The 24,982-nt window shown below is 42.2% G+C and carries 18 protein-coding genes; 13 read left to right on the forward strand and 5 right to left on the reverse strand.

The window, feature by feature from the left end:
- Positions 1-17: 17 nt before the first annotated feature.
- Positions 18-2,144, reverse strand: coding sequence for an RCC1 domain-containing protein (locus tag FHS57_RS20350; RefSeq protein ID WP_183976909.1), 2,127 nt, complete (start codon positions 2,142-2,144; stop codon positions 18-20).
- A 49-nt stretch (positions 2,145-2,193) separates the two neighbouring features.
- Positions 2,194-4,281, reverse strand: a complete 2,088-nt coding sequence (locus tag FHS57_RS20355) for a hypothetical protein (RefSeq protein ID WP_183976911.1) — start codon at positions 4,279-4,281, stop codon at positions 2,194-2,196.
- Between the two features lie 875 nt (positions 4,282-5,156).
- Here FHS57_RS20355 and FHS57_RS20360 point away from each other — a divergent pair.
- The 3 genes from FHS57_RS20360 (at position 5,157) to FHS57_RS20370 (ending at position 8,984) form a co-directional block, all read left to right on the forward strand.
- Complete coding sequence (locus FHS57_RS20360) at positions 5,157-5,852, forward strand: LytR/AlgR family response regulator transcription factor (RefSeq protein ID WP_183976913.1); 696 nt, start codon at positions 5,157-5,159, stop codon at positions 5,850-5,852.
- A 32-nt stretch (positions 5,853-5,884) separates the two neighbouring features.
- Positions 5,885-7,885, forward strand: coding sequence for a sensor histidine kinase (locus FHS57_RS20365; RefSeq protein ID WP_221225681.1), 2,001 nt, complete (start codon positions 5,885-5,887; stop codon positions 7,883-7,885).
- A gap of 271 nt (positions 7,886-8,156) precedes the next feature.
- Entirely contained in the window at positions 8,157-8,984 is an 828-nt protein-coding gene (locus FHS57_RS20370; protein ID WP_183976917.1) for a helix-turn-helix transcriptional regulator, read from the forward strand.
- Between the two features lie 63 nt (positions 8,985-9,047).
- Here FHS57_RS20370 and FHS57_RS20375 read toward each other — a convergent pair whose 3' ends face one another.
- Positions 9,048-9,743, reverse strand: a complete 696-nt coding sequence (locus FHS57_RS20375) for an NUDIX hydrolase (RefSeq protein ID WP_183976919.1) — start codon at positions 9,741-9,743, stop codon at positions 9,048-9,050.
- Between the two features lie 115 nt (positions 9,744-9,858).
- On the opposite strand from FHS57_RS20375, the gene FHS57_RS20380 reads away from it, so the two are divergent.
- The 10 genes from FHS57_RS20380 (at position 9,859) to FHS57_RS20425 (ending at position 24,155) form a co-directional block, all read left to right on the forward strand.
- A complete protein-coding gene (locus tag FHS57_RS20380) occupies positions 9,859-11,487 on the forward strand; it encodes a carboxylesterase/lipase family protein (protein WP_183976921.1) in 1,629 nt (542 codons plus the stop codon).
- 134 nt (positions 11,488-11,621) lie between these two features.
- Positions 11,622-13,142 (forward strand): carboxylesterase/lipase family protein, encoded by a 1,521-nt coding sequence (locus tag FHS57_RS20385; RefSeq protein ID WP_183976923.1) that lies wholly within the window; start codon positions 11,622-11,624, stop codon positions 13,140-13,142.
- A gap of 32 nt (positions 13,143-13,174) precedes the next feature.
- On the forward strand, positions 13,175-14,530 hold the full coding sequence (locus FHS57_RS20390) for an amidohydrolase family protein (protein ID WP_183976925.1): 1,356 nt from the start codon (positions 13,175-13,177) through the stop codon (positions 14,528-14,530).
- A gap of 35 nt (positions 14,531-14,565) precedes the next feature.
- Positions 14,566-16,173 (forward strand): carboxylesterase/lipase family protein, encoded by a 1,608-nt coding sequence (locus tag FHS57_RS20395; protein ID WP_183976928.1) that lies wholly within the window; start codon positions 14,566-14,568, stop codon positions 16,171-16,173.
- Positions 16,174-16,266: 93 nt separating this feature from the next.
- Positions 16,267-17,457, forward strand: a complete 1,191-nt coding sequence (locus tag FHS57_RS20400) for an esterase (protein WP_183976930.1) — start codon at positions 16,267-16,269, stop codon at positions 17,455-17,457.
- A gap of 317 nt (positions 17,458-17,774) precedes the next feature.
- Positions 17,775-18,782 carry a sugar phosphate isomerase/epimerase family protein gene (locus FHS57_RS20405; protein WP_183976932.1) on the forward strand — a complete coding sequence of 336 codons (1,008 nt, stop codon included), beginning with the start codon at positions 17,775-17,777 and terminating at the stop codon, positions 18,780-18,782.
- A 95-nt stretch (positions 18,783-18,877) separates the two neighbouring features.
- A complete protein-coding gene (locus FHS57_RS20410) occupies positions 18,878-19,903 on the forward strand; it encodes an alpha/beta hydrolase (RefSeq protein WP_183976934.1) in 1,026 nt (341 codons plus the stop codon).
- A 21-nt stretch (positions 19,904-19,924) separates the two neighbouring features.
- Positions 19,925-20,791, forward strand: a complete 867-nt coding sequence (locus FHS57_RS20415) for an alpha/beta hydrolase (protein ID WP_183976936.1) — start codon at positions 19,925-19,927, stop codon at positions 20,789-20,791.
- A 9-nt stretch (positions 20,792-20,800) separates the two neighbouring features.
- Positions 20,801-22,426 carry a sulfatase family protein gene (locus FHS57_RS20420; protein ID WP_183976938.1) on the forward strand — a complete coding sequence of 542 codons (1,626 nt, stop codon included), beginning with the start codon at positions 20,801-20,803 and terminating at the stop codon, positions 22,424-22,426.
- A gap of 433 nt (positions 22,427-22,859) precedes the next feature.
- Positions 22,860-24,155 (forward strand): CitMHS family transporter, encoded by a 1,296-nt coding sequence (locus tag FHS57_RS20425; protein ID WP_183976940.1) that lies wholly within the window; start codon positions 22,860-22,862, stop codon positions 24,153-24,155.
- A gap of 303 nt (positions 24,156-24,458) precedes the next feature.
- On the opposite strand, the gene FHS57_RS32195 is transcribed toward FHS57_RS20425, so the two are convergent.
- Positions 24,459-24,791, reverse strand: a complete 333-nt coding sequence (locus tag FHS57_RS32195; RefSeq protein WP_183976942.1) for a hypothetical protein — start codon at positions 24,789-24,791, stop codon at positions 24,459-24,461.
- Positions 24,792-24,838: 47 nt separating this feature from the next.
- Positions 24,839-24,982, reverse strand: coding sequence for a hypothetical protein (locus FHS57_RS32200; protein WP_183976943.1), 144 nt, complete (start codon positions 24,980-24,982; stop codon positions 24,839-24,841).

Consider the following 24,982-nt stretch of genomic DNA (forward strand, 5'->3'; position numbering starts at 1 on the left):
TAAAAAGGGCACATAGTTTATTTCTTTAGCATAGGGCCTACCGATGGCACACATTGCAGCGTCCAAATGTCAGTAATCGCTTTCGTTGGTGTTTTTGTCAAATCAGCCGCGCAGCTACCCGCTTGTCCAATCGTAAATTGAAAATTATTGGTCAACGTGCTTCCATCGTATTTAATCGGAATGTGGAAGGTTTGAATTCCCGTTGAAGCGGCCGTTACTTTGGTAAATCCACTCACGAGACTGATTCCTGACCCACTCACGGTGAGTGGTGAAAAATCGCCCGCCGTCGTTACGTTGATGGTCACCAAAAGCGACAACTGAGACGGTGTTCCCTGCACGGGTGCGGGATACAATTGCGTTTTTGAACAATCAATCACCCCTGCCGCTGGGGTAGAAACAGGATCTCCAAGCGGACCACCCGTACCTGGGCTGGTGTTGCAGCTTAATAACTGTTCGTTGGCAATAGGAACAGGAAAGGGAGAAAAGTAAGGGCTAGTTCCAAAGTTGTCATAGCTAATTTTTCCAACACCAGAATTGGCGGCTAAATTTCCAACTGCATACCCTCGACCCGACTGAGAGATAATAAGAAGCTGATCCCCGTTCCCACTCCCTGGTCTAATTAATTTTTCGGCGCCCGAATAATTCACCGCTTCGTACGTCCAAGAATACCGCGAGATTGAGTTAGCAGCTAACACATCTTTACAATCATCAGCAAACTCCCCCACCTGTCCTACTGCTTTTTCACCTTGCGCATTGACTAATGAAAGAAAGTTACCCGAATAAATGGTATTAGCCGCCCTACTATCATTTTTGCCAGTCCAATACACTTTCCCATTATCACAAGCTACCAGCGTTGCTGTTTCATAATCACTCCCAAACTCTCGCCCCGATGCGATGTCTAGCACTTTTGACGCCCCTGAGGGCATGGCCATCTCCACAAAACGATTGAGATAAAATAAAGAATCGGTGCCCGAGGGATTTCGCATGTAAGCATCTGCTGCCAAAGGGGCCGATTTTAACGGTGCAATGACATAGTTGGAAGGATACACCCCTGGTTTGGTGTAAGCTGCATCAATATAACGCTTTGATACTCTCCAGACTCCCGTTGCATACGCCTTGCCACTGGCTGCAATCGCAAAAGTAGAAGCATAAATATCTGGTTTCCCCACTTTTATATCAATAATATCTTCGCCAGCTGGAAAGGGAACTTCCCGTGGGTTGATCAAGGCTACTTTGGCCTGAGATTCATTGGTGGTCAAAGTAGGTCCATTTGGAGAAAAAAGGGATGGTACCCCCAAGGCGTACATATTAATCATTTGTCCTGTATAATAGACTTTTCCGTCACTGCCCTTGAGGTAAATAATTGGGAGGGTGTTACTAATTTTACCTACCCAAACTCTTGTATATTTAAAGCTGGCATCCGTGCCCGATGGTTTAGGAATTTCCGCAAATGTCGAAGTATTGGATGTTCCTCCTACCCCAATGTGATAGGCCTTTCCAGACGCCCCCACCGATACCCAAAATAAGGAGTTTCTAGGCGTATCAAAATCAACGAACTGGCTTTCCCCCAAAATCGTCAGTGGGATGGGAGTCCTCTTTGCCATAACTGTATCAGCATAACTAGTGGGAACACCCAACGTCCACCCAGCTACCGTCCCCACCAGCCCTGTGTTAATCCCCCACGCGCACAATTTTCCCGTAGAAGTCAAGCAGAAAAAGGTGTTGGCATTATTGTACGTAGCCCCCTCATAGATGAGTACTCTCACTTTTGTCGCTGTTTCATTTCCAGGCACACGCACATGATAAGGAGTTACCTGATAGGAGTTTCCAAGCGTTGCCGTGGTTCCATTCCGATTAGCATGAATCGTATGATACATGTTCCCCCCCCAAGTATAGACCCGCCCATCGGTTGTCAAACCAATGGAAGCCATCGTTTCGTTATTGGTGTAGTGGGAAGATATATCCTGCCAAGCCAAGGTAGAAACCGCCAGTTTTCCCAAATCTGACCCAAACTGGGCCACTACGTTGTGCCCACCCAAAAGCGAGCAGCAAAACAACAAACAAACATACACACGACGAAGCGTATCTCCTGACAACCTCGGCTGTTTCTGATTTAAAAGTAAGGGGTAATATGATGTATTCATTTTGTATCGATTTTAGGATGTATCAACTGTGAGTTCCCTAACGTCTTGCTTATTTTGAAAGTACGCCTGGCGTAATGGCCGTACAATTGTTCAAACTCCACACTTTGGTAATTTCGTTGGAAGGCTTATTGGTTAAGTCGGCCGAACAGCTACCTGCTGAACCAATCGTAAATTGAAAATTATTGGTCAACGTGCTGCCATTGTATTTTATCGGAATGTGGAAGGTTTGAACGCCCGTCGTTGTGGCGGTTACTTTATCAAAACCACTCACCAAACTCATGCCTGATCCACTAATAGTAATCGGAGAAAAATCACCAATGGTAGTGACATTAATCGTTACGAGCAGCGACAACTCCGAAGGTGTTCCTTGCACGGGAGCGGGATACAATTTCGTTTTTGAACAATCAATCACTCCTACCGCTGGGGTTGATACTGGCTCACCAAGCGGACCACCCGTGCCTGGGCTGTCGTTGCAGCTGAGTAGAAGCTCATTGGCAATGGGAGTTGGATAGATAGCCCAGGGATCAGTTACTGATTGTATTTTCCCTGCCCCTGTATTGGGATACAAATAACCCACAAAATAGCCCCTGCCTGATTTTGCAATGATACCCAACTGGTTCTGCATATATTGGGACTCAAATAGCTTATGAGCACCCCGAAAGTTAATTGCTTCATACGACCAGGAATAATAGGAAGTAGAATGTCCATAAGTCACTTCTTTGCATTGATCAGGCATTAATCGACTTGCAGATGACACTTGTAAGTAATTACCAATATTTTTGTCATTTATATTAAAACCAGTTCCTGTTCCACTCCAATACACCTTGTTGTTATTGCCAACTATCAACGTGCCATAATTTTGTTCGCCATAATCTCTGCCCCCCTGAATATCCAATATAGATGTTACACCTGGTGGCATGGCTACTTCCGTAAATTGTTTGAGTGTATAAACCGTATCTATAGGGAACGTATTATTAGGTGACCATACATCTAATTGAGCCGCAGGAGGTGCTGTTTTCAATGGAGCAACTACATAATGAAAATAATCGCTTCCAGGCGGGTTTGTCCCTCCTGCCGATCTGGCAAAACGCCAAGCACCAGCCGTATATGCTTTTCCACTGGCACTAATGGCATACGTATTCCCATAAATACTTTTCGAACGGGTCTTTATCTCAATAATGTCTTCTCCCGCTGGAAAAGGAACCAGCCTAGGCGTAATATTTCTGACGTTCCCAGCAGTTTCATCACTTGTAAGCGTAGGTGCAGGCGTATTCCTATAGTAAATCGAAGGAACGCCCGAAAGAGCATTGCCACTCATCGACCCAGTAAAATAAACATTGCCATCATCACCTTTCAAGTAAATGAGAATATAGCCAGCAGCATGAGATACCCATACATTTGTATATTTAAAGCCAGCACTTACCCCTGCTGGCTTGGGCATAGCCGCGAAGGTGGTGAGGAATGTACTACTACTACCGTGCGTGCCAATGTGGTAAGCAGTACCCGATGCACCAATCACCACCCCATAACCATTCAGTGAGGAAAAATCCATATCTACAAAAGTGCTTTCCCCAATGTTAGTCATTAATATGGGCGAACGTTTGGCTCTGGTAGAATCGTTATCGGCAATGGATGAAGTGTATCTCGGAAATGTTGCAAGATCACTACCCGCCAATCCTCTATTTATACCCCAAGCGTACATTTTGCCGCTAGTAGTAAGGCAGAAAAAATTAGGATAAGTACCTGCCCCAGCAGCTGCCGATGCTCCAGTTGAAATCGCCATACGTACTTTTGCGGCAGTTTCGCCCGCGGGCAATTGCACAAAATAAGGTGCTACTTGAAATATGTATTTGTTGTCTTTTGAAAGCCCAGTTTTTATATAAAAACCTTTGTTACTTCCCCAAGTATATACACGTCCATCGCGTGTTTTTCCAATGGCAGCAGATACGTCATTATTATCATTCGTAGAAATATGATCCCACGACAACGTAGAGTAGGCTGGGTCGCCTAATTCAAAGCCTGACTGGGCAAAGGAGTCAAAGCTTGTGATCCTAGCAAGTAGGAGACTCATTCCAAAATAAAAGGTACTGCGATTCTTCAATCGTTTCAAGAGCAAGGGGTAATAAAATGCTTTCATATACAATACTGTTTTAAGGTTGTTGACCCTAGGACTAAATAAGGATAAGAGGTAAATAGCTTGAACTTGGCAATAGTAATAGCGCAGCTACGTAATAAACTGCACCCCTAAAAGCACACTAAAATGACACCAAGAATGAAAGAAGTAACTGTGATTTTAAACCAAATGGCGACTTAACCAAATGAAATGGCTATATACTTCACCAAAGATATATATACCAAATAAGAAGACAATTAACGTATCAATAAGCTTACCAAGTATTTATTTTCTGCACCAGAAATGCACCAATTATTACATAAAATGGCTAGTTATTGACATGAATATATGCTTATATAGCATCAATGATAAAGAAGGACAAATTTTATTAAAATCCCCTTTATCAATAATTATGCCATTTTATAAACAAACCCTTTTTCATAGATATACAACAGGCTAAGGCATCCTAAAGAAGGCAATTCATGAGATATTCACCCCATCAATCTACTTAAATTACCTACTAACAGAAACATACCATTGGAAATTATCGGCTTTAAAGCACTTTTTTTGACGAAAATGTCATGTTAAAAAGTTTTAATGAGCTAAATCAATACTATGTCCCAAAAATAACCTCATTACCCCCTCCAAATCGTATAATTTTATGCCAAATCATTTGAACCAACAATCATAAAAATATAAATCAAAATGGCTATTTTATATAATGTAATGTCTAAAACATGAATTATACCCCAAATAAGCACACGCTGTATATCCTATTTTCCAGAAAAAATGAACGAAGAGCATCTGTATTTTTATTCAAAAAAACATGTTACTTTGTCCCAAAGTGTTAGTCCTATTCTGAACTTACCCTTCTTGAAGCATTTAAAGCAGAAAACCTTATGAAAAATTTGGCCGCATTAATCATTGACGACGACCCGGAACAAGCAGAACACCTTCAAAGTATCCTAGAAAAATTACCTATTTTTCTTTCCATCAAAATCATCAATGACTCTACCCAAGGCTACGCCGAACTCCTTGAAAACGAGTACGATTTACTTTTTTTGGACATGGAGATGCCCAAGCTTAGTGGAATAGAACTCCTCAAGTCGCTGGCGCTGCCACCAACCATTGTGGTCACGTCCCATCCAGGATATGCCGCCGAGTGTTTTGACCTCGACGACGTGGTCGATTTTGTAGAAAAACCATTTACCGTCACGCGTATTGGCAGAGCAATCCGCAGGGCCATGCAGGAGGTAGTAGAGAAGATAGACGAAAATACCATTTACTTTAAAGCAGGACACAAAAATCAACAGTATAAACTTGACGAAATTTTATACATTGAGGCCGATGGAATTTACAGTATGATTTATTTGAAGTCTGGAGAACGAAGCCTTATCAACAGTAATATTTCGGAAGTTGAAAAGCAACTACAACACACCAAGCTTGTACGACTCCATAAATCTTATATTTATAATTGTATCCATATCGCTTCTTTTGATAGCCGACATTTATGGATTGGCAATCAAAAATTTGCATTGGGTGTTAGCTACCGAGGTCGTTTGGCAGAATACTTAAATGTGGATCCTAATTTCTAAACCATGACAATTTGATAGTGATACTTAAAACCATGTTTTTAAGTATCACTATCCATAAGCTTCTTAATCTCATGTCCACGCGAGCTTATTTTTTCTTGTTTGTCTTATTGATTTGTTGCAATTTCTCACATTCACAATCTACAAGAAACAAGCCTGCAAATAACTACTCAAAAGACACCACCTATATACGCAGTATATTAACCAAAATCACTACGCTTTACTACGACGCTCAGCACGACAGTGTTTTGATATATCTTGACAAAATCAGTTCGTTTTCAAAGAAAAATAAAATAGATGTTTTTAACCCTGAAATTTACTTTCAATACGGCCAATATTATAGAGGTCATACGCAATACAATTGGAATAAAGCCCTTGAAATGTTTAACAAATCTTTGTATTGGGCTGAGAAGAGAAAAGACAATTTATTTATTGAAGAAATAAACTACAAGAAACTGACAGTGTACTCGGATATTTTCTTGGGAAGTAGTACAAGCGAAGCAAGTCAAGGAAATTTAGTAAAACAATTATACGAGAACATACGATTTTCTGAAATATCAAAATCTAAGAAGAGTTTATATAAAACTATTTATCTGTTTAAGGATATATACTACACCTATAAACAAGATTCTAGTTACTACTCATTTTTCGATAAACATTTAAAAAGCAACCCATTACCTCCTACATCTATTAATTATCAAATTATCTATTTTGGGTATTTTATCTATAAAAAAGACATTGAAAATGCAAAAAAATGCTTCGAAAACCTGACTAGGTTTCATGCCAATAAAGAACTTAGTGACATGGTCTATGCCTATTATATCAGCGATATGATGCGGGAGTCACTCAGTTATCCTTCTTTAAATTCCCAAATAGCGTCTCAACTCAAGCCACGACTTTATTTACTTCCAGGAAGAACAGATAGCCTTACATATTATAATAATTTTGCAACATATTATATTAAAAGAAAACAATTTAATGAAGCCAATTACTGCAATTTATTGGCCAAAAATATCTTATTAAAACACCCTACATTATCTATCACTCATCGGTACGACTTTCTAATCAATCAGTTATCAGTTCTAGAACAAAAAAATGAGTTAAAAAAGAGTGTTGACGTTTACAAAAATCTCATTCCTATCAAAGATAGCCTGAATAGATTATTTGCTGGCTTTAACCTTATTTTACTTCAAGAACAAGTAGCAAGTGATTTAAAATTGAAAGAGTTTCAAAAAGAAATTGAATTAAAAAAATACGAATCGGAGCAATTTCAAGCCCAAAAACTTAAAGAATTTTCTGGACTCATTTTATCAATTGTGATATTATTCATTTCACTCATTGTTATTGGCATTCAAATAAGAAAAAACCGAAAACAAACAAACACACTACTCCAATTAACTTCCACTCAAAATACTCTTTTTGGAGTTATTGGACACGATTTACGTAGCCCCGTTTTAGCCGCTTATACAAACATAAAACGGGTCATCAACAACCCAGAATTAACCGCAGAAGAAATCAGAAATTCACTCCATTCAAAAATGGTTAGGCTCAACACACTTTTGCTAACACTCGATAACCTTCTATATTGGTCTAATAGCCAACAAAAATCTTTTAAACGAAAGCCCGTACAATGTAACTTGCTTGAAATTGTTGAAGAGTGTTTAGAATTGCTTGAAACCAATATTGAATTAAATGAGCTATCTATTGTCAATGAAGTTGACCCAACATTAGAATGTATTATGGATGAAAATCATTTTAAAATCATTATTAGAAATCTACTTCAAAACGCCATCAAATTCTCACCAAATGGTACATCTATTACCATCACTTCTGGTACACAACCACCATTTATCACCCTTTCAATTCTTGATTCTGGCCCTGGGTTTGGCAATACAGCCAATTCCAAACAAAAAGGTTCGGGACTAGGACTCACCCTCGTGCAATCTCTTTTAGAAATCAACAATGGGGAATTTGAGACGACAGATACAGCGTGTGGGGCACTGGTAACCGTCAACGTATTGAACGCTAATATATAAACGTTAGCAATTTTATCGATACCAAAATCAAGTAATTTTATCCTTCAAATCAATTACATACCCCAAATATATCCTTATTTATGCCCCACAAATACCAAGATAATTATTTTGTCATTGACCATAAATAGCCATTTTATTAAACTTTTTGTCCTATTTCGCTATAAAACTTGCCAATTGGTTTAATTTGTTACTATCTCTAGGTATCTTTGGTACTCACATTGCGTCAAAACTTACAACTATCCAATGTTCCAACCTACTAACTGCCGATGCAATGAAGCCATATACTTTCATGACAACTGCCGCAGAGTCAACCCTTAACGTCAATTTATTATACTCAGACGCTGATTTTGAATGGAATGAGTTTAACCTTCCAATTCTACCCTCGCATCAGTGGTTTCAGTACCCATTGCCTAATTCAGGGGCTAAACTTGCCATTGTATTTATCTCACCTACCCCCTCCATTAAGTTTATTGATTGCGCCCTCTATCCAAATCAACCCATTACGTGGTTTGAAGGGGTAGGGCCGCACACCAAATGGAAAGGGTTCTTTATCGTCACAAAAGATGACTATTTAGAAAAAAGTTTCGCCTTACAAACCAATGAGTTACGGATGAACCAAACATCCTATCCGCTCCCCCCCGCCTGCTTTACGTCTCTGTTAGCTCTGACTGGCTGGGCCACGGGCGATTTGAAGGAGTTTGTCTCCCCAAAAAAACTTATTCATGACTTTTTACGGCAGGCTTGCTCGTCAATTGACCTCAACAGCCCTTCTGCACCAACCAATAAGGTGGTAAAGCACTTAGAGGAACTTGTTGAGAATCACTTAGAAGGAGGTTTTTTACCCAAAATTGATGAGATAGCTTTAGAACTCAACATGCACAAAGTAACGCTCCAAAACAAGTTTAAACAAGTTCACAATAAATCACTCTACGAATATTACCTTGACCGAAAGCTTGAAAGAGCCTGCGAGCTTTTAAAATATTTTAAAGTGCAAGAAGTTGCTGAACGCTTAGGATATACGCAAGCCATCAAATTCATTATTGTCTTCAAAAAACGTTACAACATTACCCCAAAACAGTTTGTACAAGGACAATTTTGATACCCGAATGAATAACAATTAAATGTCCCAGCTCATTGGTTGATGAGTTGGGACATTTTTTTTCTATTTTGCTTCAAAGCTGTATAAAAAAGGTGCTTTATGGGCTGCGCCCGAATACTGCTTATCGTGGCGCTTTAGAATCCCCAATCCCAACATTTTACGCTGAAATGCCCCACGGTGAAGTTTTTCACCTAAAATAGCTTCATAGACCTTTTGGAGATCTCCCATCGTAAAAAGCGGTGGCAATAAGTTCATCCCAACAAGTTGTCGTTCTAAGTTGTCGCGTAGTGTTTGTAGGGCTTTGTTCACTATGTTGCCGTGGTCAAGCATCAGTTCGGGAAGGTCGTCTAAACTGTACCAATCACATGAATCAGAAAGTGCGTCAGGCGTAGGAACCACCTCACTATAATTAATAAGGGCATAATAGGCTACCGAAATAAACCGATCCAACATCCATTCGTACGTTTGGATGGAATGCCCATTGGCTTCAAGAATCGTTTGCATCACTTCTGGTCGAAATCGAGCCACGTCCCCAAAGGTATAAAACTGCTCTAGGTAAATATTATCCAAGCCCGTCCGTTCTTTCAAACCTCGGCGCACCGCATCGTTTAGGTTTTCATCTATTTTCACAAAGCCCCCTGGCAAAGCAAAAAGCCCTGTATTATGGTACTTTGTAATCAATATTTTGAGTTTTTCTCCCGAAAACCCAAAGATAACCGAATCGTAGGCAATGTGTCTTAAATACGCTGTTTGCTTCACTGGTGACTGATTTTTAACCGACAAATGTAAATTTTTTTCAAATAAATAGGATAATTTTCAAAAAGCAATTATTATTGTCACAAAATGAGACAATAAATAAATTTAATCAAAGTTTATGAAGAAATTAGTCTATTTGTTAGGACTTTTCTTAGCTACCCAAATGCCCACCGAAGCTCAAAATAATGCATTTTCGGTGCAAACCACCGTTGAAAATGGCGTCATTGAAGGGAATTATGATACAAAAACGGGTATTCAAACCTATTTTGGCGTACCTTTTGCCAAACCTCCCGTTGGCGAACTACGTTGGAAAGCCCCCCAGCCCGCCGACAATTGGAAAGGGGTAAAACAAACCAAACAATTTAGTGCTCGTCCGATGCAAACCGTTGTGTTTGGCGACATGAATTCCCGCTCAAATGGCGTCAGCGAGGACTGTTTATACCTTAATGTATGGACACCTGCCAAACGTAACACCAAAGATTTACCCGTTCTGGTCTACTTTTATGGTGGCGGCAATGTAGCTGGCGATGCCTCAGAACCACGCTACGACGGCGAAAGCATGGCTAAAAAGGGAGTAGTGGTCGTCACTTGCAACTATCGTTTGAATATTTTTGGTTTTTTAACACACCCCGAACTCACCGCCGAAGCGCCTTACAAAGCTTCTGGTAATTACGGAATGCTTGACCAAGCTGCCGCCCTCAAATGGGTTCAAAAAAACATAGCAGCCTTTGGTGGCGACCCTAAAAAAGTAACGATTGCGGGCGAATCGGCTGGTTCAATTGGCGTAAGTTGCCAGATGGCCTCTCCTTTGTCGAGAAATTTGATTGCAGGAGCTATTGGTGAAAGTGGTGCAGGTATCAATCCAACGATGGCACCCGTACTGCTGGCAGAAGGTGAAAAACAAGGCGCTGAGTTTTTGCTAAAAGCTGGAATAAAATCCATCAAAGAATTGAGAGGAATGTCAACGCGTGAGATTTACGAAATTTACAACGAATCTCGCCGCTTTGGATTCCCCATTGTAATTGATAACTATTTCTTAACCAAAACATTACCTCAGGTTTTCGCTGCCAAAGAACAAGCGCAAGTTCCCCTGTTGGTCGGCTGGAACTCTGCCGAAATTCCAGGGCAAGCCTTCATGCAAGGACAACCCTATAAAGAAGAAAACTACGTAGCACGCGTCAAAAAAGAGTATCCTACTGATTTTGAGGAAGTTTTAAAATTATATCCCCACGGCTCAGAAAAAGAAATTGAACTCTCCGCAACGGCCTTAGCAGCCGACCGATTCATTTCTTACAGCACTTGGAAATGGTTTGATTTGCACCGCAACAACAGTTCTCAACCTGTTTACCGCTATTTATACAGCAAACTTCGCCCTGACTTGGTGGACAAATCGCTGGCATCTGGGTTAGCTGGTGGTACAGTACGGGCCGACGCCAATGCCCCCAAGCCTCCCAAAGCCGTAGGGGCACCACACGCCTGTGAAATTGAATACGCGATGGGCAACCTTCCGCTAGTGAAAGAATATGCTTGGACTGCCGATGATTTTAAAGTATCGGATACGATGCTGAATTATTTTGCCAATTTTGTCAAAACAGGAAATCCAAACGGAGATAAACTTCCCAATTGGAAAGCCGCAAAGGCGGGAGAGAGTACCCCACCCGTGATGATTTTGGATGTTGAGTCTCGTACCGAAAGTGCCAAAGACGATGCTCGTTATTTGTTTCTTGACAAAGCGTATAAAAACTAACCTATCTATACGTGGGCGAGTTTATGGTCAGACGATAGTCAGACCGTAAACGACCGTAAGCTTGCCTGCATTTTTTCTTTACCAATCAAGATTCCCGCTTGTCCCGATTCCCAAAGTGAAAAACTATACGAAAAATGAAAAAGCTCATTTTATTCATCACACTTCACTTATCACTCATCCCAATTCTAAAAGGACAACTTGTCGTTCAAACCGCCAACGGTAAAGTCGAAGGTTACGTTAAAGAAAATTTACGTATATACACAGGAGTTCCTTTTGCTACACCACCCATTGGTGACTTGCGCTGGAAAGCCCCCCAACCCGTACAAAATTGGACAGGCGTAAAAAAATGTACCGAATTTTCAGCAAGTCCAATTCAAAACAAACCCCAGCCTTTTTACTGTTGGTCTGAAGAGTTTATTGCCAAACCTGAGCCGTTAAGTGAAGATTGTTTGTATCTCAATGTGTGGACACCCGCCAAATCAAAAGCAGAAAAGCTACCCGTTTTTGTTTGGATTTATGGCGGCGGTCTAAACAGTGGCTCGGCCAATTGCGACATTTATAACGGTGAAGAAATGGCTAAGAAAGGCATTGTTTTTGTCAGCATCAATTACCGCGTGGGGGTATTGGGTTTTATGGCTCATCCTGACCTTACCAAAGAATCGGGCTACCATGCTTCAGGAAACTACGGGTTTTTAGACCAAATCGCGGCACTTCAATGGGTTCAACAAAACATTGCAAATTTTGGAGGAAATCCTGCCAACGTCACCATTGCAGGCCAATCGGCAGGCGCTTTTAGTGTGAATGCCCTGATTGCTTCCCCCTTGGCCAAAGGCTTATTTCACAAAGCCATTCCACAAAGTGGCGGGTTGCTATCAAACCGTTTGAGTTACAACCTCACCGATGCGGAAAAACAAGGGCTTAAATTTATGGAAAAAGCCAAGTGTAGTTCCCTCGCCGAATTGCGCAGTAAATCAGCAGACGAACTTCAAAAACTTAGCAATGCCCAAGATGCAGGGCGGTTTGGGGTAACAATGGACGGATACGTCTTGCCCACAGATATTTTGGCTCATTTTAAAAACGGCAAACACAACCAAGTTCCACTACTTACAGGCTGGGTAACGGGCGATGGCAGTTTTCTAGGTGAAAGCAAAACCACCTTGGAGGAATATCAAAAAGAAGCGCAAACCAACTACGGTGACAAAGCCGCTGACTACCTGCGTATTTTTCCCGCTACCACCAATGATGAAGTAAAGGCAATCAAACAAAAACAAACTTTGCTGGGCTTTGCCGCAATGCCTTCGCACTTATTGGCTACTTATACCAACAAACCAAGCTATTTATATCAGTTCAGCCACGTTCCACCCGACAAGCCTAATTTCCCAAATTATGGCGCTTTTCACACTTCCGAAGTTCCGTATGCGTTACATACGTTACACACATGGAACCGTCCTTGGAAAGCAGAAGACAAAGAATTAGAGCACATTATGTCGTCTTATTGGGTCAATTTTGCCAAAACAGGCAACCCGAACGGCCAAGGACTTCCTGAGTGGAAAACCTACGACAAAGCCACGGGCAATATTCTTGTATTGGACACCAAAACCTATTCCCAACAAGGCTTATTTAAACGCGAATTTGACTTTTTAGAAGCAAATTAGCGTAGCTTTGGTAGTACAAAAACACGACGACAATGAAACACTTACTTACACTTCTTGCGCTACTTGTAGCTTGGGGCTTAAACGCCCAAAAAATTGTTGATTCTCGTCAACGCGAAATCGTCATTAAAAACGTGTCAGTCCTTCCCATGAATACCGAAACCGTTCTCAGCAACCAAACGGTGGTGGTTAAAAATGGGGAAATTTCTGCAATGGGGACAAAAGTTGTTTACGCCAAAGACGCGCTGGTCATCGACGCCAAAGGTAAATTTCTACTGCCTGGCTTGGCCGAAATGCACGCCCACGTTCCGCCCGTCGATGACATTGAACCGATGAAAGAAGTATTGTTGCTCTTTGCTGCCAACGGTGTCACAACCATCCGAGGAATGTTGGGGCATCCACTGCACTTGGAGCTACGCAAAAAAATACAAACAGGAGACATTTTGGGGCCTCGGCTATATACTTCAGGGCCTTCGTTCAGCGGTGCAAGTGTCAAAACGCCAGAAGAAGGCATTGAGCGCGTAAGAAGCCAAAAACGGGCTGGGTATGATTTTATGAAAATGCACCCCGGGCTCTCCAAAAGCAATTTTGAAGCAGTAATCAAAGCTGCCAATGAGGAGGGCATGACCTACGGCGGGCACGTTTCGTTTAATGTAGGACTTTGGCGCTCCATTGAGGCCAATTATGCCACCATTGACCACTTAGACGGTATTGTTCAAAGTTTAATCCCCCGCTTGGACACCCTCAGCGAAGACGAAGTGGGGCTCTTTGGAATGTTTGCTGGGCATCGGGCTGATTTAAGCCAACTCAACAAAGCGCTACAAGCCATTCGTGAACACCATATTTGGATTGTTCCAACCCAAACCCTTGCCGAGCATTGGCAATCGCCCAAACGCTCGGTGGACGATATGCTAGCAGCACCCGAGATGAAATACATGAGCAAAGCCCAGTTAGCTAGTTGGGCAACGGCCAAACAAAACACCTTTAAAAGCCCTCAATACAAACCCGAATCTGTATTAAAATACAACGAAATCCGTAAGAAAGTCATTTACGAATGCCAAAAACAAGGGGTTGGGCTGTTGTTGGGTTCGGATGCGCCGCAAGTTTTTAGCGTCCCAGGGTTTTCACTCAAACACGAGCTAACTTACTTGGTGGAGGCAGGACTAACTCCTTACGAAGCACTCAGAACAGGCACCTATAACGTTGGACAGTTTTTTAAGAACGACAACTTGGGGGTCATCAAAAAAGGGGCTGTAGCCGACTTGGTTCTGCTCAATGCAAATCCAATGAAAGATATAAGCGCTGTGGGTGAGGTAGAAGGGGTGATGCTCAATGGCAAATGGCTTTCCAAAGAGGAGATTAAGAACACGTTGAAAAAATTAGAAAAATAACCATTCAAACACCTATCAAAACACATTTTTAACACATGAAAAAACTGGTTGTATCTTGCGCTGTTGCGCTCGCCTGCACCCTAAATAGTGCTTTCGCTCAAGTGCAAACGGGCGAAAACGTAGCTGTCACCAATACCGATGCGGGCAAAGTTAGAGGCTATATTCACAATGACATTTTTACGTATAAGGGAATACCGTATGCCGAAGCAAAACGTTTTGAAGCTCCTCAAAAACCAAAGCCTTGGACCAATGTACGAAGCTCGATGAGCTACGGCCCCGTTGCACCGCTGATGGACCCCACTACTTCGGTGACGGACGAGCCAGAGTTCGTTTTTAACCATAGTTGGGGCTATACAAGTGAAGACTGCATGCGCATCAACGTTTGGTCACCTGGTATCAACGATGGCAAAAAACGCCCTGTGTTGTTCTGGATTCACGGAGGGGGCTTTACGGCAGGTTCATCGCAAGAACTACCTTCGTACGATGGCGAAAATTTGGCTAAAAAAGGAGACGTCGTTGTTGTTTCTATCAACCATCGCTTGAATATTTTAGGGTATTTGGATTTGTCGGCTTACGGTGATAAATACAAACAATCGGCCAATTTGAGCGTGCTAGACATGAAAGTAGCGCTGGAATGGGTAAAAACCAACATTGCGAACTTTGGCGGTGATCCCAACAACGTCACCATTTTTGGACAGTCAGGCGGGGGAGCGAAGGTAAATACGCTCATGGCGATGCCATCGGCCAAAGGACTATTCCACAAAGCCATCAACCAAAGTGGGGCTTTTCGTGCCGCCATGCTCGACAAAAAAACAACCCAAGCCATTGGTGCTGAGGTATTAAAGGAACTCAACATTTCGACCGACAAAGTGGATGAAGTTCAAAAAGTACCTTTCCAAACCTTGAGCGATGCGGGCAAAAGAGCCTTAAAAACCATTGCCGATAAAATGAAAGCAGAAGGAAAACCTGTCATTGGCTTTGGTTTGAGCTGGGGGCCAAGCGTGGACGGCGAGGTTCTCCCCTACCAATTGTTTTCAAATGAAGCTTTTGAACTTTCTAAAAACATTCCTTTATTGATTGGCACAACTAAAAATGAGTTTGCCGCTTTCCGAGCGGCCCCCGCCAACAGCACCCCTGAGCAAGTATTGGAACTGGTCAAAAAATCGTATGGCGACAAAGCTGAAGCGTACATTGCTGCCGCAAAAAAAGCATTCCCCGAAGACACCAAACCTTCAGCAGTTTTGGACATTGACGTAACTTTCCGTCCAGGGGCCGTATCTCAAGCCAAACAAAAGTCGTCGTTGGCAGGCGGGGCACCTGTTTACATGTTTATGTTTACTTGGCAGTCGCCTGTGATGGATGGAAAATACAAGGCTGTCCACTGCATGGAAATTCCGTTTGTATTCAACAACATCGCTCGCTGCGAAGAAATGACGGGAGGTTTCAAAGACGCTTACGTGTTGGCCGATAAAATGAGCCAATCGTGGATTAATTTCGCCAAAACGGGCAACCCAAATCATGCTGGTCTTCCCAAATGGGATGCTTATACGGCCGAAAAAGGAACGACGATGTTTTTCGACAATAAATGCGGCATTCGGTACCACCACGACGAAGAGTTGATGAAGGTCGTTGCGCCACAATAAATTTCAATTACCTATCAAAGTTCAATTCGTTCCGTCACCGTCAGGGGGTTTTCAAACTCACTGGCGGTGATATTTAAACTAAATTATCAAAACATGAAAAAATCAATTGTTTTACTTTTTGGCCTACTATTGAGCCATTTAGCTTTTTCACAAGAAGCTCTTTTCAACGCTGCCGACCTCAAGTCGCCTGAAATCAATGCGGACAAAACCGTTACGTTTCGCTTTTTTGCCCCAAAAGCCGACTCTGTTTTTGTAACAGGGGATTTCTTACCTACCATGAAAATTAAATCGCGTTTTGGTTTAGTGGATGTTCCAAAACCTGCATTGATGAAAAAAGATGAGAAAGGCGTTTGGACTTTTACTTCCGATGCACTCGCCCCTGAATTGTATTCGTATTCATTTACGGTGGACGGCCTTCGTAGCATCGACCCAAATAATCCATTTTTAAACCGTGATGTAGCGACTGTTACTAATATTTTTATTGTGGGAGGTACTCAGGCTGACTTTTACAAAGTAAACGACATTCCGCACGGTAGCGTAACCCGACGTTGGTACGACTCACCAGGCTTAGGCATCAACCGCCGCCTCACCATTTACACCCCTCCAGGTTATGAAAGCAGCAAAGCCAATTACCCCGTACTTTATTTATTGCACGGCGCGGGTGGCGATGAAGAGGCTTGGATAGCACTCGGACGCACGGCACAAATTATGGACAATCTTATCGCTCAAGGCAAAGCCAAACCAATGATTGTGGTCATGCCAAACGGGAACGCTTCGCAAGATGCCGCCCCTGGTGAAGGAAATACGGGCTTCTACAAACCGCAATTTATGGCTCCTCGTACCATGGAAGGTTCGTATGAAGGTGCTTTTATGGATATTGTAAAATTTGTGGAGAAAAACTACCGCGTAAACGCCAAAAAAGAGAGCAGAGCTATTGCAGGCTTATCCATGGGCGGCTTTCATTCAATGCACATTTCACGGTTTTATCCAAATACGTTTGACTACGTCGGCTTGTTTTCTGCTGCCATTATGCCACGCGAAGATGCTACGGCAAAGGTGTATAGCAACATTGATGAAACCTTGAAAGTACAAAAAGAAAACGGAACCAAGCTCTACTGGATAGCCATTGGCAAAACCGATTTCCTTTACCAAGCCAATGTCGATTTCCGCAAAAAACTAGATGGTATGGGAATGAAATACGAGTATGTGGAATCGGAAGGTGGGCATATTTGGAGAAACTGGCGGGTCTATTTAAGCCAATTTGCTCCGAAATTATTTAATTAACTACGCAAAGTATAAGGCTTTTTCTATTTTAACCCCACGCCTTTAGGCTGGGGATGCAATAGGAACATGTTACGTGGGCTTCAGCCCTGACTTTTATAGCCTTAGTGTTTAAAAAGTCAGGGCTGAAGCCCTAAGTTACACTTTTTTTTTAAACCCCAGCCTAAAGGCATGGGGTTTGAAGATAGATGCAGATGCACGTTAGCGTTATTTATTCATATTTGGGCAATAGAGGAACAATTAATCAGGAAAAAACAGACGCGTTTTTCTTTTAATGATAATTCATAAAACCATCATTCTTTATAAAACCCTTTTCACTTATGAATACACAAGTATCTCGCCGAAATTTTATAGCAATGGCGTCACTCACTGCGATGGGAGGCCTGTTTAACGTCAATAAAGCATGGGCATTGGCCGACAAACCCAACTCTAAGTTTAAAGGTGTGCAAATTGGCGCTATTACCTATTCATTCCGTAGTATGCCGCATGATGTCGATAAATTGATTCAGTTTTGCATTGATTCCAACCTCAGTGCCATCGAATTGATGGGCGATTCGGTGGAAGAATATGCTGGAAAACCAAAATCGCCGATTGACATGGCGCAGCTTTTCCGTAATGCACGTCCTGGCCAGCGCCCACAGTTGACCGACGAGCAAAAAGCCCAAATGGCCGACTACAACAAACAAGTTGCGGAATGGCGCAGTACGGTTTCGATGGATAAATTCAAAGAAGTTCGTAAGAAGTTTGACAAAGCGGGCATCTCTATTTATGCCTTCAAACCCAACGCCTTTAGCCCAACCAATACCGATGGCGAGGTTGAATACGGTATGAAAGTGGCCAAAGTACTCGGAGCTACTTCGGTAACGTTAGAACTACCCACCGACCCCAAACAAACCCAACGTTTGGGTGATTTGGGGGCAAAAAACAAGGTGTATGTAGGCTACCACAATCACACCCAAGCTACTGATACACTGTGGGATAACGCGCTAAGTCAATCGCCTTACAACTCGATTAATTTTGACTGTGGTCACTACCTTGCGGCGGGGGGTAAAAACACCAAAGAGGCGCTTATGGCCTTTATCGAAAACAAGCACGACCGTATTTCGACCATGCACTTAAAAGACCGCACTACGCCCGAACACGGCGCAGGCAACTTGACGTGGGGCACGGGCGACACGCCTATCCGTGAAATTTTGTTGATGATTCGCGACCGCAAATACAAATTTCCCGTTTCGGTTGAGCTTGAGTACCAAATCCCCGAAGGTTCGGATGCGGTCAAAGAAGTAGCAAAATGCGTAGCTTTTGCTAAGAATATTTTGATGAGCTAAGTCAAAAAGCAATTAGCAAAATAGCAATTACCGAATAAGCTACCTTCCCGAAAGTTCTGAAACTTTCGGGAAGGTTATTTTTTCAAACTAACCCGATGAAAAAACTTTTATTTTTAATTCTCATTTTTTGCTTCTCCGTTGGGGGAAGTGAGGCTTTGGCTCAAGGCAAAGTCGTCAGTTTCGTACTCAACTCCAAAGCTCTTCAAAATACGGGCGGCGAAGACCCAAATCGTAAGGTTTCGGTTTATCTTCCGCCCAATTATGATGCTTCTACGCAACGTTATCCTGTCATTTATTACTTGCATGGCTTTATGGGGAAGGATAATATTTTTCCGCAAATGCAAGCTATCCTCGACGAAGGTATCAAACGTAACAAAATCAAACCTTTTATTTTTGTTCAAGCCGACCAGTACACGCTTTACGAAGGCAGTTTCTACTCAAACTCTTCATTGACAGGAAATTGGGACGAATTTGAATCCAAAGAGCTCGTCGAATACGTTGACAAAAACTACCGAACCCTTGCCACTCGCGAGAGTCGGGGGGTTGCTGGGCATTCGATGGGTGGCTACGGTGCGTTCAAAATTGGCATGTTGCACCCAGAGGTATTTAGCAGCATTTATGCGTTGAGTCCAGGGTTGTTGGCAATGGTAAAGGAATTTGGCCCCAACAGTCCGTCTTTCAAAGAGGTTCAAAACGTAAAAACGCAAGAAGATTTAAAGAAAACCTATTACCCCAAAGTATTGGTGGCCGTAGCGCGGGCGTGGTCGCCCAATCCAAACAAACCTCCGTTTTATTGCGACTTTCCGTTTAGCTACGAAGGCGATAAAATGATTGTCAATCAAGCAATTTTGGAAAAATGGGAGGCCAATATGCCCGTTTACATGATCAATAAATATGCTGATAATTTGCGCAAACTAACCGCTATCAAATTGGATTGGGGGCGAAATGACTCTCCCCGTTTTCCTGTCCAAATCGGGATGTTGAGCCAGCGTTTAGAGAACCTGGGGATTAATCACTTTTCTGAAGAATACATCGGCGACCACGGCAATAAAATCTGGACAACTGACGGACGTGTTTTAAACGATTTACTACCATTTTTTAATGATTATTTGACGTTTTGATTCATTTAACCCTATAATACCATGCGGAATTTCATCTGCTTAATCCTGATTTTATTTGCTTTTATGGCAAAAGCCGCGACTGTTGATAGCCTTGATGTACCCAGTGCAGTCATGAACAAAACCTACAAAGCAGCAGTAGTTTTACCTGCGTCTTACGCCAAAAATCAATCAAATTATCCAGTTTTATATTTACTGCATGGTGCTGGAGGGAATTTCAGTAATTGGTTAACAAAAACACCTAATAAGAATCTGGTAAAAAACTTAGCTGACCAATACAATATCATTATTGTTATGCCAGACGGTGAAATTTATAGTTGGTATTTAGATAGCCCATCTAACAAGAATAGTCAATTTGAGACTTACATAACAAAAGAAGTTATTCAAAAAATTGATGCCACATACCGAACAATAAAAAGCAATAAAGGCAGAGCAATTACAGGTCTTTCAATGGGCGGGCACGGTGCAATGTATCTTTCGACTCGCCACCCAGAGTTATTTGGTGCAGCAGGAACAATGAGCGGTGCCATGGACATAAATTATACCAAGTTCAAAATCAGCAGTGAGTATATAAATTCAACAAAAGAGCGATTCGAAAAACTTTTAGGTACATCGGATGTTTCTCAAGATGTTTTTTTGAAAAATTCAATCGTCAATATGGTGGATGCCATTAAGAAAAACGGCATGCCCATTATCATTGATTGTGGTGTGGATGATTTTTTGATTGATACCAATCGAGAACTTCACAGCCGTTTACTTTATGCCAATGTTCCACACGATTATACTGAAAGGCCAGGTGCGCACACATGGCCATATTGGGAAAATTCGTTACCATTTCACGTGCTTTTCTTTCACAAAGTTTTAAAAAGTAATGGTGTAACCATTGATTAAAAAGTATTTATGAAAAAATTCACCATTTCCATCGCAACTGTAGCCATCATTGCTATTGGTATGTTTTCGTTCAAGCAGGCTACCAAGAAAACCCAAGAGGGTCGTCGTCCCAACATCGTCTTTATCATGTCAGACGACCATGCGTATCAGGCGATTTCGGCGTACAGCAACCGTCTCACCCAAACTCCTAACATCGACCGTATTGCCAAGGAAGGGATGCTTTTTAGCAATGCTTGCGTCACCAACTCCATTTGTGCACCATCGAGGGCCGTGATTTTGACGGGGAAACACAGTCATTTGAACGGAAAAATTGACAATAATTTTCCGTTTGACACCACCAATATCACCTTTCCACAATTACTTCAAGCAAATGGCTACGAAACTGCCATGTTTGGAAAATTACACTTTGGTAACAGCCCTAAAGGATTTGACGAGTTTAAAATTTTACCCGACCAAGGCGATTATTATAACCCCGACTTTATCACTAAAAAAGAGGGTAAAAAGAAAATCATGGGCTATGTCACGGACATTATCACAGACATGACTCTCAACTGGTTAGGAAAGGAACGAGATAAAGAAAAACCATTTTTCTTAGCCTATTTGCACAAAGCCCCTCACCGCGAATGGCTTCCCGCTGAACGTCACTTTAAGGAGTTTATCAACAAAAAATTCCCTGAACCCTCTACCCTTTTTGACAAGTATGAAGGCCGTGGAAGTGCCTCTAAGCAGGCCGAAATGAACCTGCTCACGCACATGAACTGGGCGGGTGATTCCAAAATCAAGCCCGAAAACATGGATAAATTGGGCATCAAGGAATCGCACCCGTACGATAAACGCAATTATGACTACACCGTTGGTCGAATGAATGCTGAACAGCGCAAAGTTTGGGATGCCACTTACGATAACATGAACGAGGAGTTTATCAAAAATTATCCTAAAATGAGCGATACCGACAAAATGAAATGGCGGTACCAGCGCTATATGCAGGATTATTTGGGCTGTATCGCCTCCGTGGACGAAGGTGTTGGCAAGGTATTAGACTTCCTGAAAGAGAATGGTTTAGAGGAAAATACCATCGTCATTTATACCTCCGACCAAGGTTTTTATTTGGGAGAACACGGCTGGTTTGACAAGCGTTTTATTTTTGATGAATCGTTCAAAACACCTTTGTTAATCAAGTGGCCTGGGGTAATAAAAGCAGGGTCTAAAAACTCGCAAATGGTTCAAAATCTTGACTATGCACAAACGTTTTTGGAGGCTGCGGGTGTAAAACCTCCTGCCGACATGCAAGGAGAAAGTTTGATTCCGATTTTTAAAGGACAAGGCAAAAATTTCAGGGATGCGGCTTATTACCATTATTACGAATATCCAGGGATTCACATGGTAAAACGCCATTATGGTATCGTAACCGAAAAATACAAGTTAGTGCATTTCTATCATGATGTTGATGAATGGGAATTGTACGACCGTACTAACGACAAAAACGAACTCAAGAACGTCTATAACGACCCTAAATACGCCAAAATAAAGGCAGAAATGCACAAAAAATTGACAGCGCTCCGCGTCAAATACAAAGACTCAGAGGCACTGGATAAGATGTACATTGAGAAATATAAACAGTTGAAGAGAGGTTGATTTGAAGTATTTAATCACAAGTTTTTGAGGAATTCAAAGCAGCCTCGGTAGAGGCACAACATTTGTAGTAACAGCAGGTGATTTTTTAATTTTTGCTTCGGACAGGGCCGCCTGTGCGGAAGCATAACAAAGCAACAAGTTATGCTTCTCCGAAGCGATATAAACTACAAATACACTAAAATTTATGCTCAACTACTTAATTACGAATTAGCATTTAAGAATTAGGATGAAAGGCAACAATATCTTGCGGCAAAAATTTTGCGCTTTTGCGATTCGTGTTGTCCGTGCTTATCAATATACAGATTACTTTGACCCATCTCAGGCTTCTTCTTTATTGAAAAATTGCGACGAAATTTTAAAAATAAGAGGAGCAATTCTTAAAACGCTAAAAAATCACAACTCCTAATTTTTAATTAAAAACTCCTAATTATCAATGCTTTCCCTCCTCGGCTTTGCGACAATTCTTGTTTTTTTGGCACTTATCATGACAAAAAAAATGTCGGTGATGACTGCCTTGGTTATTACGCCCGTTGTTTTTGGACTCTTGGCTGGTTTTAGTCCCAAAGAACTCGGCGATTTTGCCTTAGCAGGTATCAAACAGGTAGCACCGACGGGGGTTTTATTGATGTTTGCGGTGTTGTACTTTGCCACCATGCTCGACGCAGGGCTTTTTGACCCTGTCATTGCCGCTATCATTAAATCAGTAAAGGGCGACCCGCTCAAGGTGATTTTGGGAACGGCGATTCTGACCATGATTGTCCACCTCGACGGCGACGGTACAGCCACCTTTATGATTGTGTTGTCGGCGTTTTTGCCCATTTACAAACAACTGAAAATCAACCGAAAAATCTTGGCGAGTATCGTGGCCCTGAGCGTCGGCCCCTTACATTTGGTTCCGTGGTCGGGGACATCCGCGCGGGCGATTTCTACGTTAAAGAGCGATGCGGTTCACATCTTCAACCCCAACATTCCAGCCATTGTAGCGGGTATTGTTTGGGTGCTTTTTGTTGCGTATTGGTTTGGCCAAAAAGAAAGAAAACGCCTTGGAATCATTGAGTTTGAGTACAATCACAAAGACAACTTAAACACAGAACAGCATCAGCTACGCCGCCCCAACCTACTCATTATCAATGCCATTCTTACTATCTCACTCATTATTGCGTTGACCAAAGGATGGCTTCCCGCTCCCGTACTGTTTGTGATTGCGAGCATGATTGCATTGCTCGTCAACTACCCCAAACTTGCGGACCAACAAAAGGTCGTCAAAAGCCACGGTACCAATATTTTTTTGGTTTCGAGTATGATTTTTGCCGCAGGTATCTTTTCTGGCATCCTCACGGGGGCAAAAATGATTGACGCCATGGCCAATTCATTGGTGGCGCTCATACCTCAGCAGCACGCCAATTGGCTACCTACCCTGACTGCGCTCACGAGTTTGCCCGCCAGCATTTTGTTTACTCCCGATGCTTATTATTTTGGGGTTGTCCCTATTTTGAGCCAGACCGCTACCCAATTCGGCATTGACCCGCTCGAAATTGGTCGTGCGGCCTTGCTAGGTCAAATGACCGTCGGCTTTCCCATCAGTCCGCTTACGGCTTCGACTTTTTTGCTGGTGGGGCTCACTGAGGTGGATTTAGGCGAACACCAACGCCACACGTTTTTCTGGGCATGGGGTACGACCATTGTGATGATGATTATGGCGCTTTTGACGGGGTCAATACATTTGTAATCATGGAAAAATTTCAACACAAATACCGTATTGCATCGGCACGTGCCTCTTGGTGGGATTATGGATGGAACGGTGCCTATTTTATTACTATCTGTACTAAAAATCGCGAGCATTTTTTTGGTAAAATTATCAATCATAAAATGCAATTATCATCCATCGGTGTTCTGGCCGACGTATTTTGGCACGAGATTAAAAACCATGCAAAGAATATTGAATTGGGTGCGTTTGTGGTTATGCCAAATCACATTCATGGTATTTTGATATTGGATAAACCTGAAAATGAACCGTTTACCAATAATATTATTAACGATAACGTCCGCGATAATATCCACGATAATGACCGTAATAACGTCCACGATAACGTCCGAAATAACCGTAATGACGTCCGAAATAACGTAGAGACAAGGCATGCCTTGTCTCTACAATCGCCGATACAATCGCCGATACAATCGCCGATACAATCGCCGATACAATCGCCGATACAACCACCAATACAATCGCCGATACAACCACCAATACAATCGCCAATACAACCACCGATACAATCGTCAATACAATCGCCGATACAACCACCGATACAATCGCAATCCCCTGCCCAACAACGGTTTCAAAATCAGGGGCAAAATACCGTTTCATCCATCATTGGTTCCTATAAATCCGCCGTTACAAAACACTGTAATCGGCTACAATTGACCGATAGTGATGGGGTTGTATTTGGTTGGCAATCCAGATTTCATGATCATATTATCCGAAATGACGCCGAATACCAACGCATCAATGATTACATCGAAAACAACCCCAAAAATTGGAATAACGATAAATTTCAT

It is taken from the genome of Runella defluvii, assembly GCF_014195535.1.
GTDB classification, from domain to species: Bacteria; Bacteroidota; Bacteroidia; order Cytophagales; family Spirosomataceae; genus Runella; species Runella defluvii.

Excerpts from the sequence above, each read along its gene's own strand:
- FHS57_RS20410 (WP_183976934.1), top strand. The coding sequence starts at position 18,878 with ATGAAAAAACTTTTATTTTTAATTCTCATTTTTTGCTTCTCCGTTGGG.
- FHS57_RS20350 (WP_183976909.1), bottom strand. The coding sequence starts at position 2,144 with ATGAATACATCATATTACCCCTTACTTTTAAATCAGAAACAGCCGAGG.
- FHS57_RS20415 (WP_183976936.1), top strand. The coding sequence starts at position 19,925 with ATGCGGAATTTCATCTGCTTAATCCTGATTTTATTTGCTTTTATGGCA.
- FHS57_RS20390 (WP_183976925.1), top strand. The coding sequence starts at position 13,175 with ATGAAACACTTACTTACACTTCTTGCGCTACTTGTAGCTTGGGGCTTA.
- FHS57_RS20385 (WP_183976923.1), top strand. The coding sequence starts at position 11,622 with ATGAAAAAGCTCATTTTATTCATCACACTTCACTTATCACTCATCCCA.
- FHS57_RS20405 (WP_183976932.1), top strand. The coding sequence starts at position 17,775 with ATGAATACACAAGTATCTCGCCGAAATTTTATAGCAATGGCGTCACTC.
- FHS57_RS20355 (WP_183976911.1), bottom strand. The coding sequence starts at position 4,281 with ATGAAAGCATTTTATTACCCCTTGCTCTTGAAACGATTGAAGAATCGC.
- FHS57_RS20370 (WP_183976917.1), top strand. The coding sequence starts at position 8,157 with ATGAAGCCATATACTTTCATGACAACTGCCGCAGAGTCAACCCTTAAC.
- FHS57_RS32200 (WP_183976943.1), bottom strand. The coding sequence starts at position 24,982 with ATGAAATTTATCGTTATTCCAATTTTTGGGGTTGTTTTCGATGTAATC.
- FHS57_RS20380 (WP_183976921.1), top strand. The coding sequence starts at position 9,859 with ATGAAGAAATTAGTCTATTTGTTAGGACTTTTCTTAGCTACCCAAATG.
- FHS57_RS20360 (WP_183976913.1), top strand. The coding sequence starts at position 5,157 with ATGAAAAATTTGGCCGCATTAATCATTGACGACGACCCGGAACAAGCA.
- FHS57_RS20365 (WP_221225681.1), top strand. The coding sequence starts at position 5,885 with ATGTTTTTAAGTATCACTATCCATAAGCTTCTTAATCTCATGTCCACG.
- FHS57_RS20395 (WP_183976928.1), top strand. The coding sequence starts at position 14,566 with ATGAAAAAACTGGTTGTATCTTGCGCTGTTGCGCTCGCCTGCACCCTA.
- FHS57_RS20420 (WP_183976938.1), top strand. The coding sequence starts at position 20,801 with ATGAAAAAATTCACCATTTCCATCGCAACTGTAGCCATCATTGCTATT.
- FHS57_RS32195 (WP_183976942.1), bottom strand. The coding sequence starts at position 24,791 with ATGAAACGGTATTTTGCCCCTGATTTTGAAACCGTTGTTGGGCAGGGG.
- FHS57_RS20425 (WP_183976940.1), top strand. The coding sequence starts at position 22,860 with ATGCTTTCCCTCCTCGGCTTTGCGACAATTCTTGTTTTTTTGGCACTT.
- FHS57_RS20400 (WP_183976930.1), top strand. The coding sequence starts at position 16,267 with ATGAAAAAATCAATTGTTTTACTTTTTGGCCTACTATTGAGCCATTTA.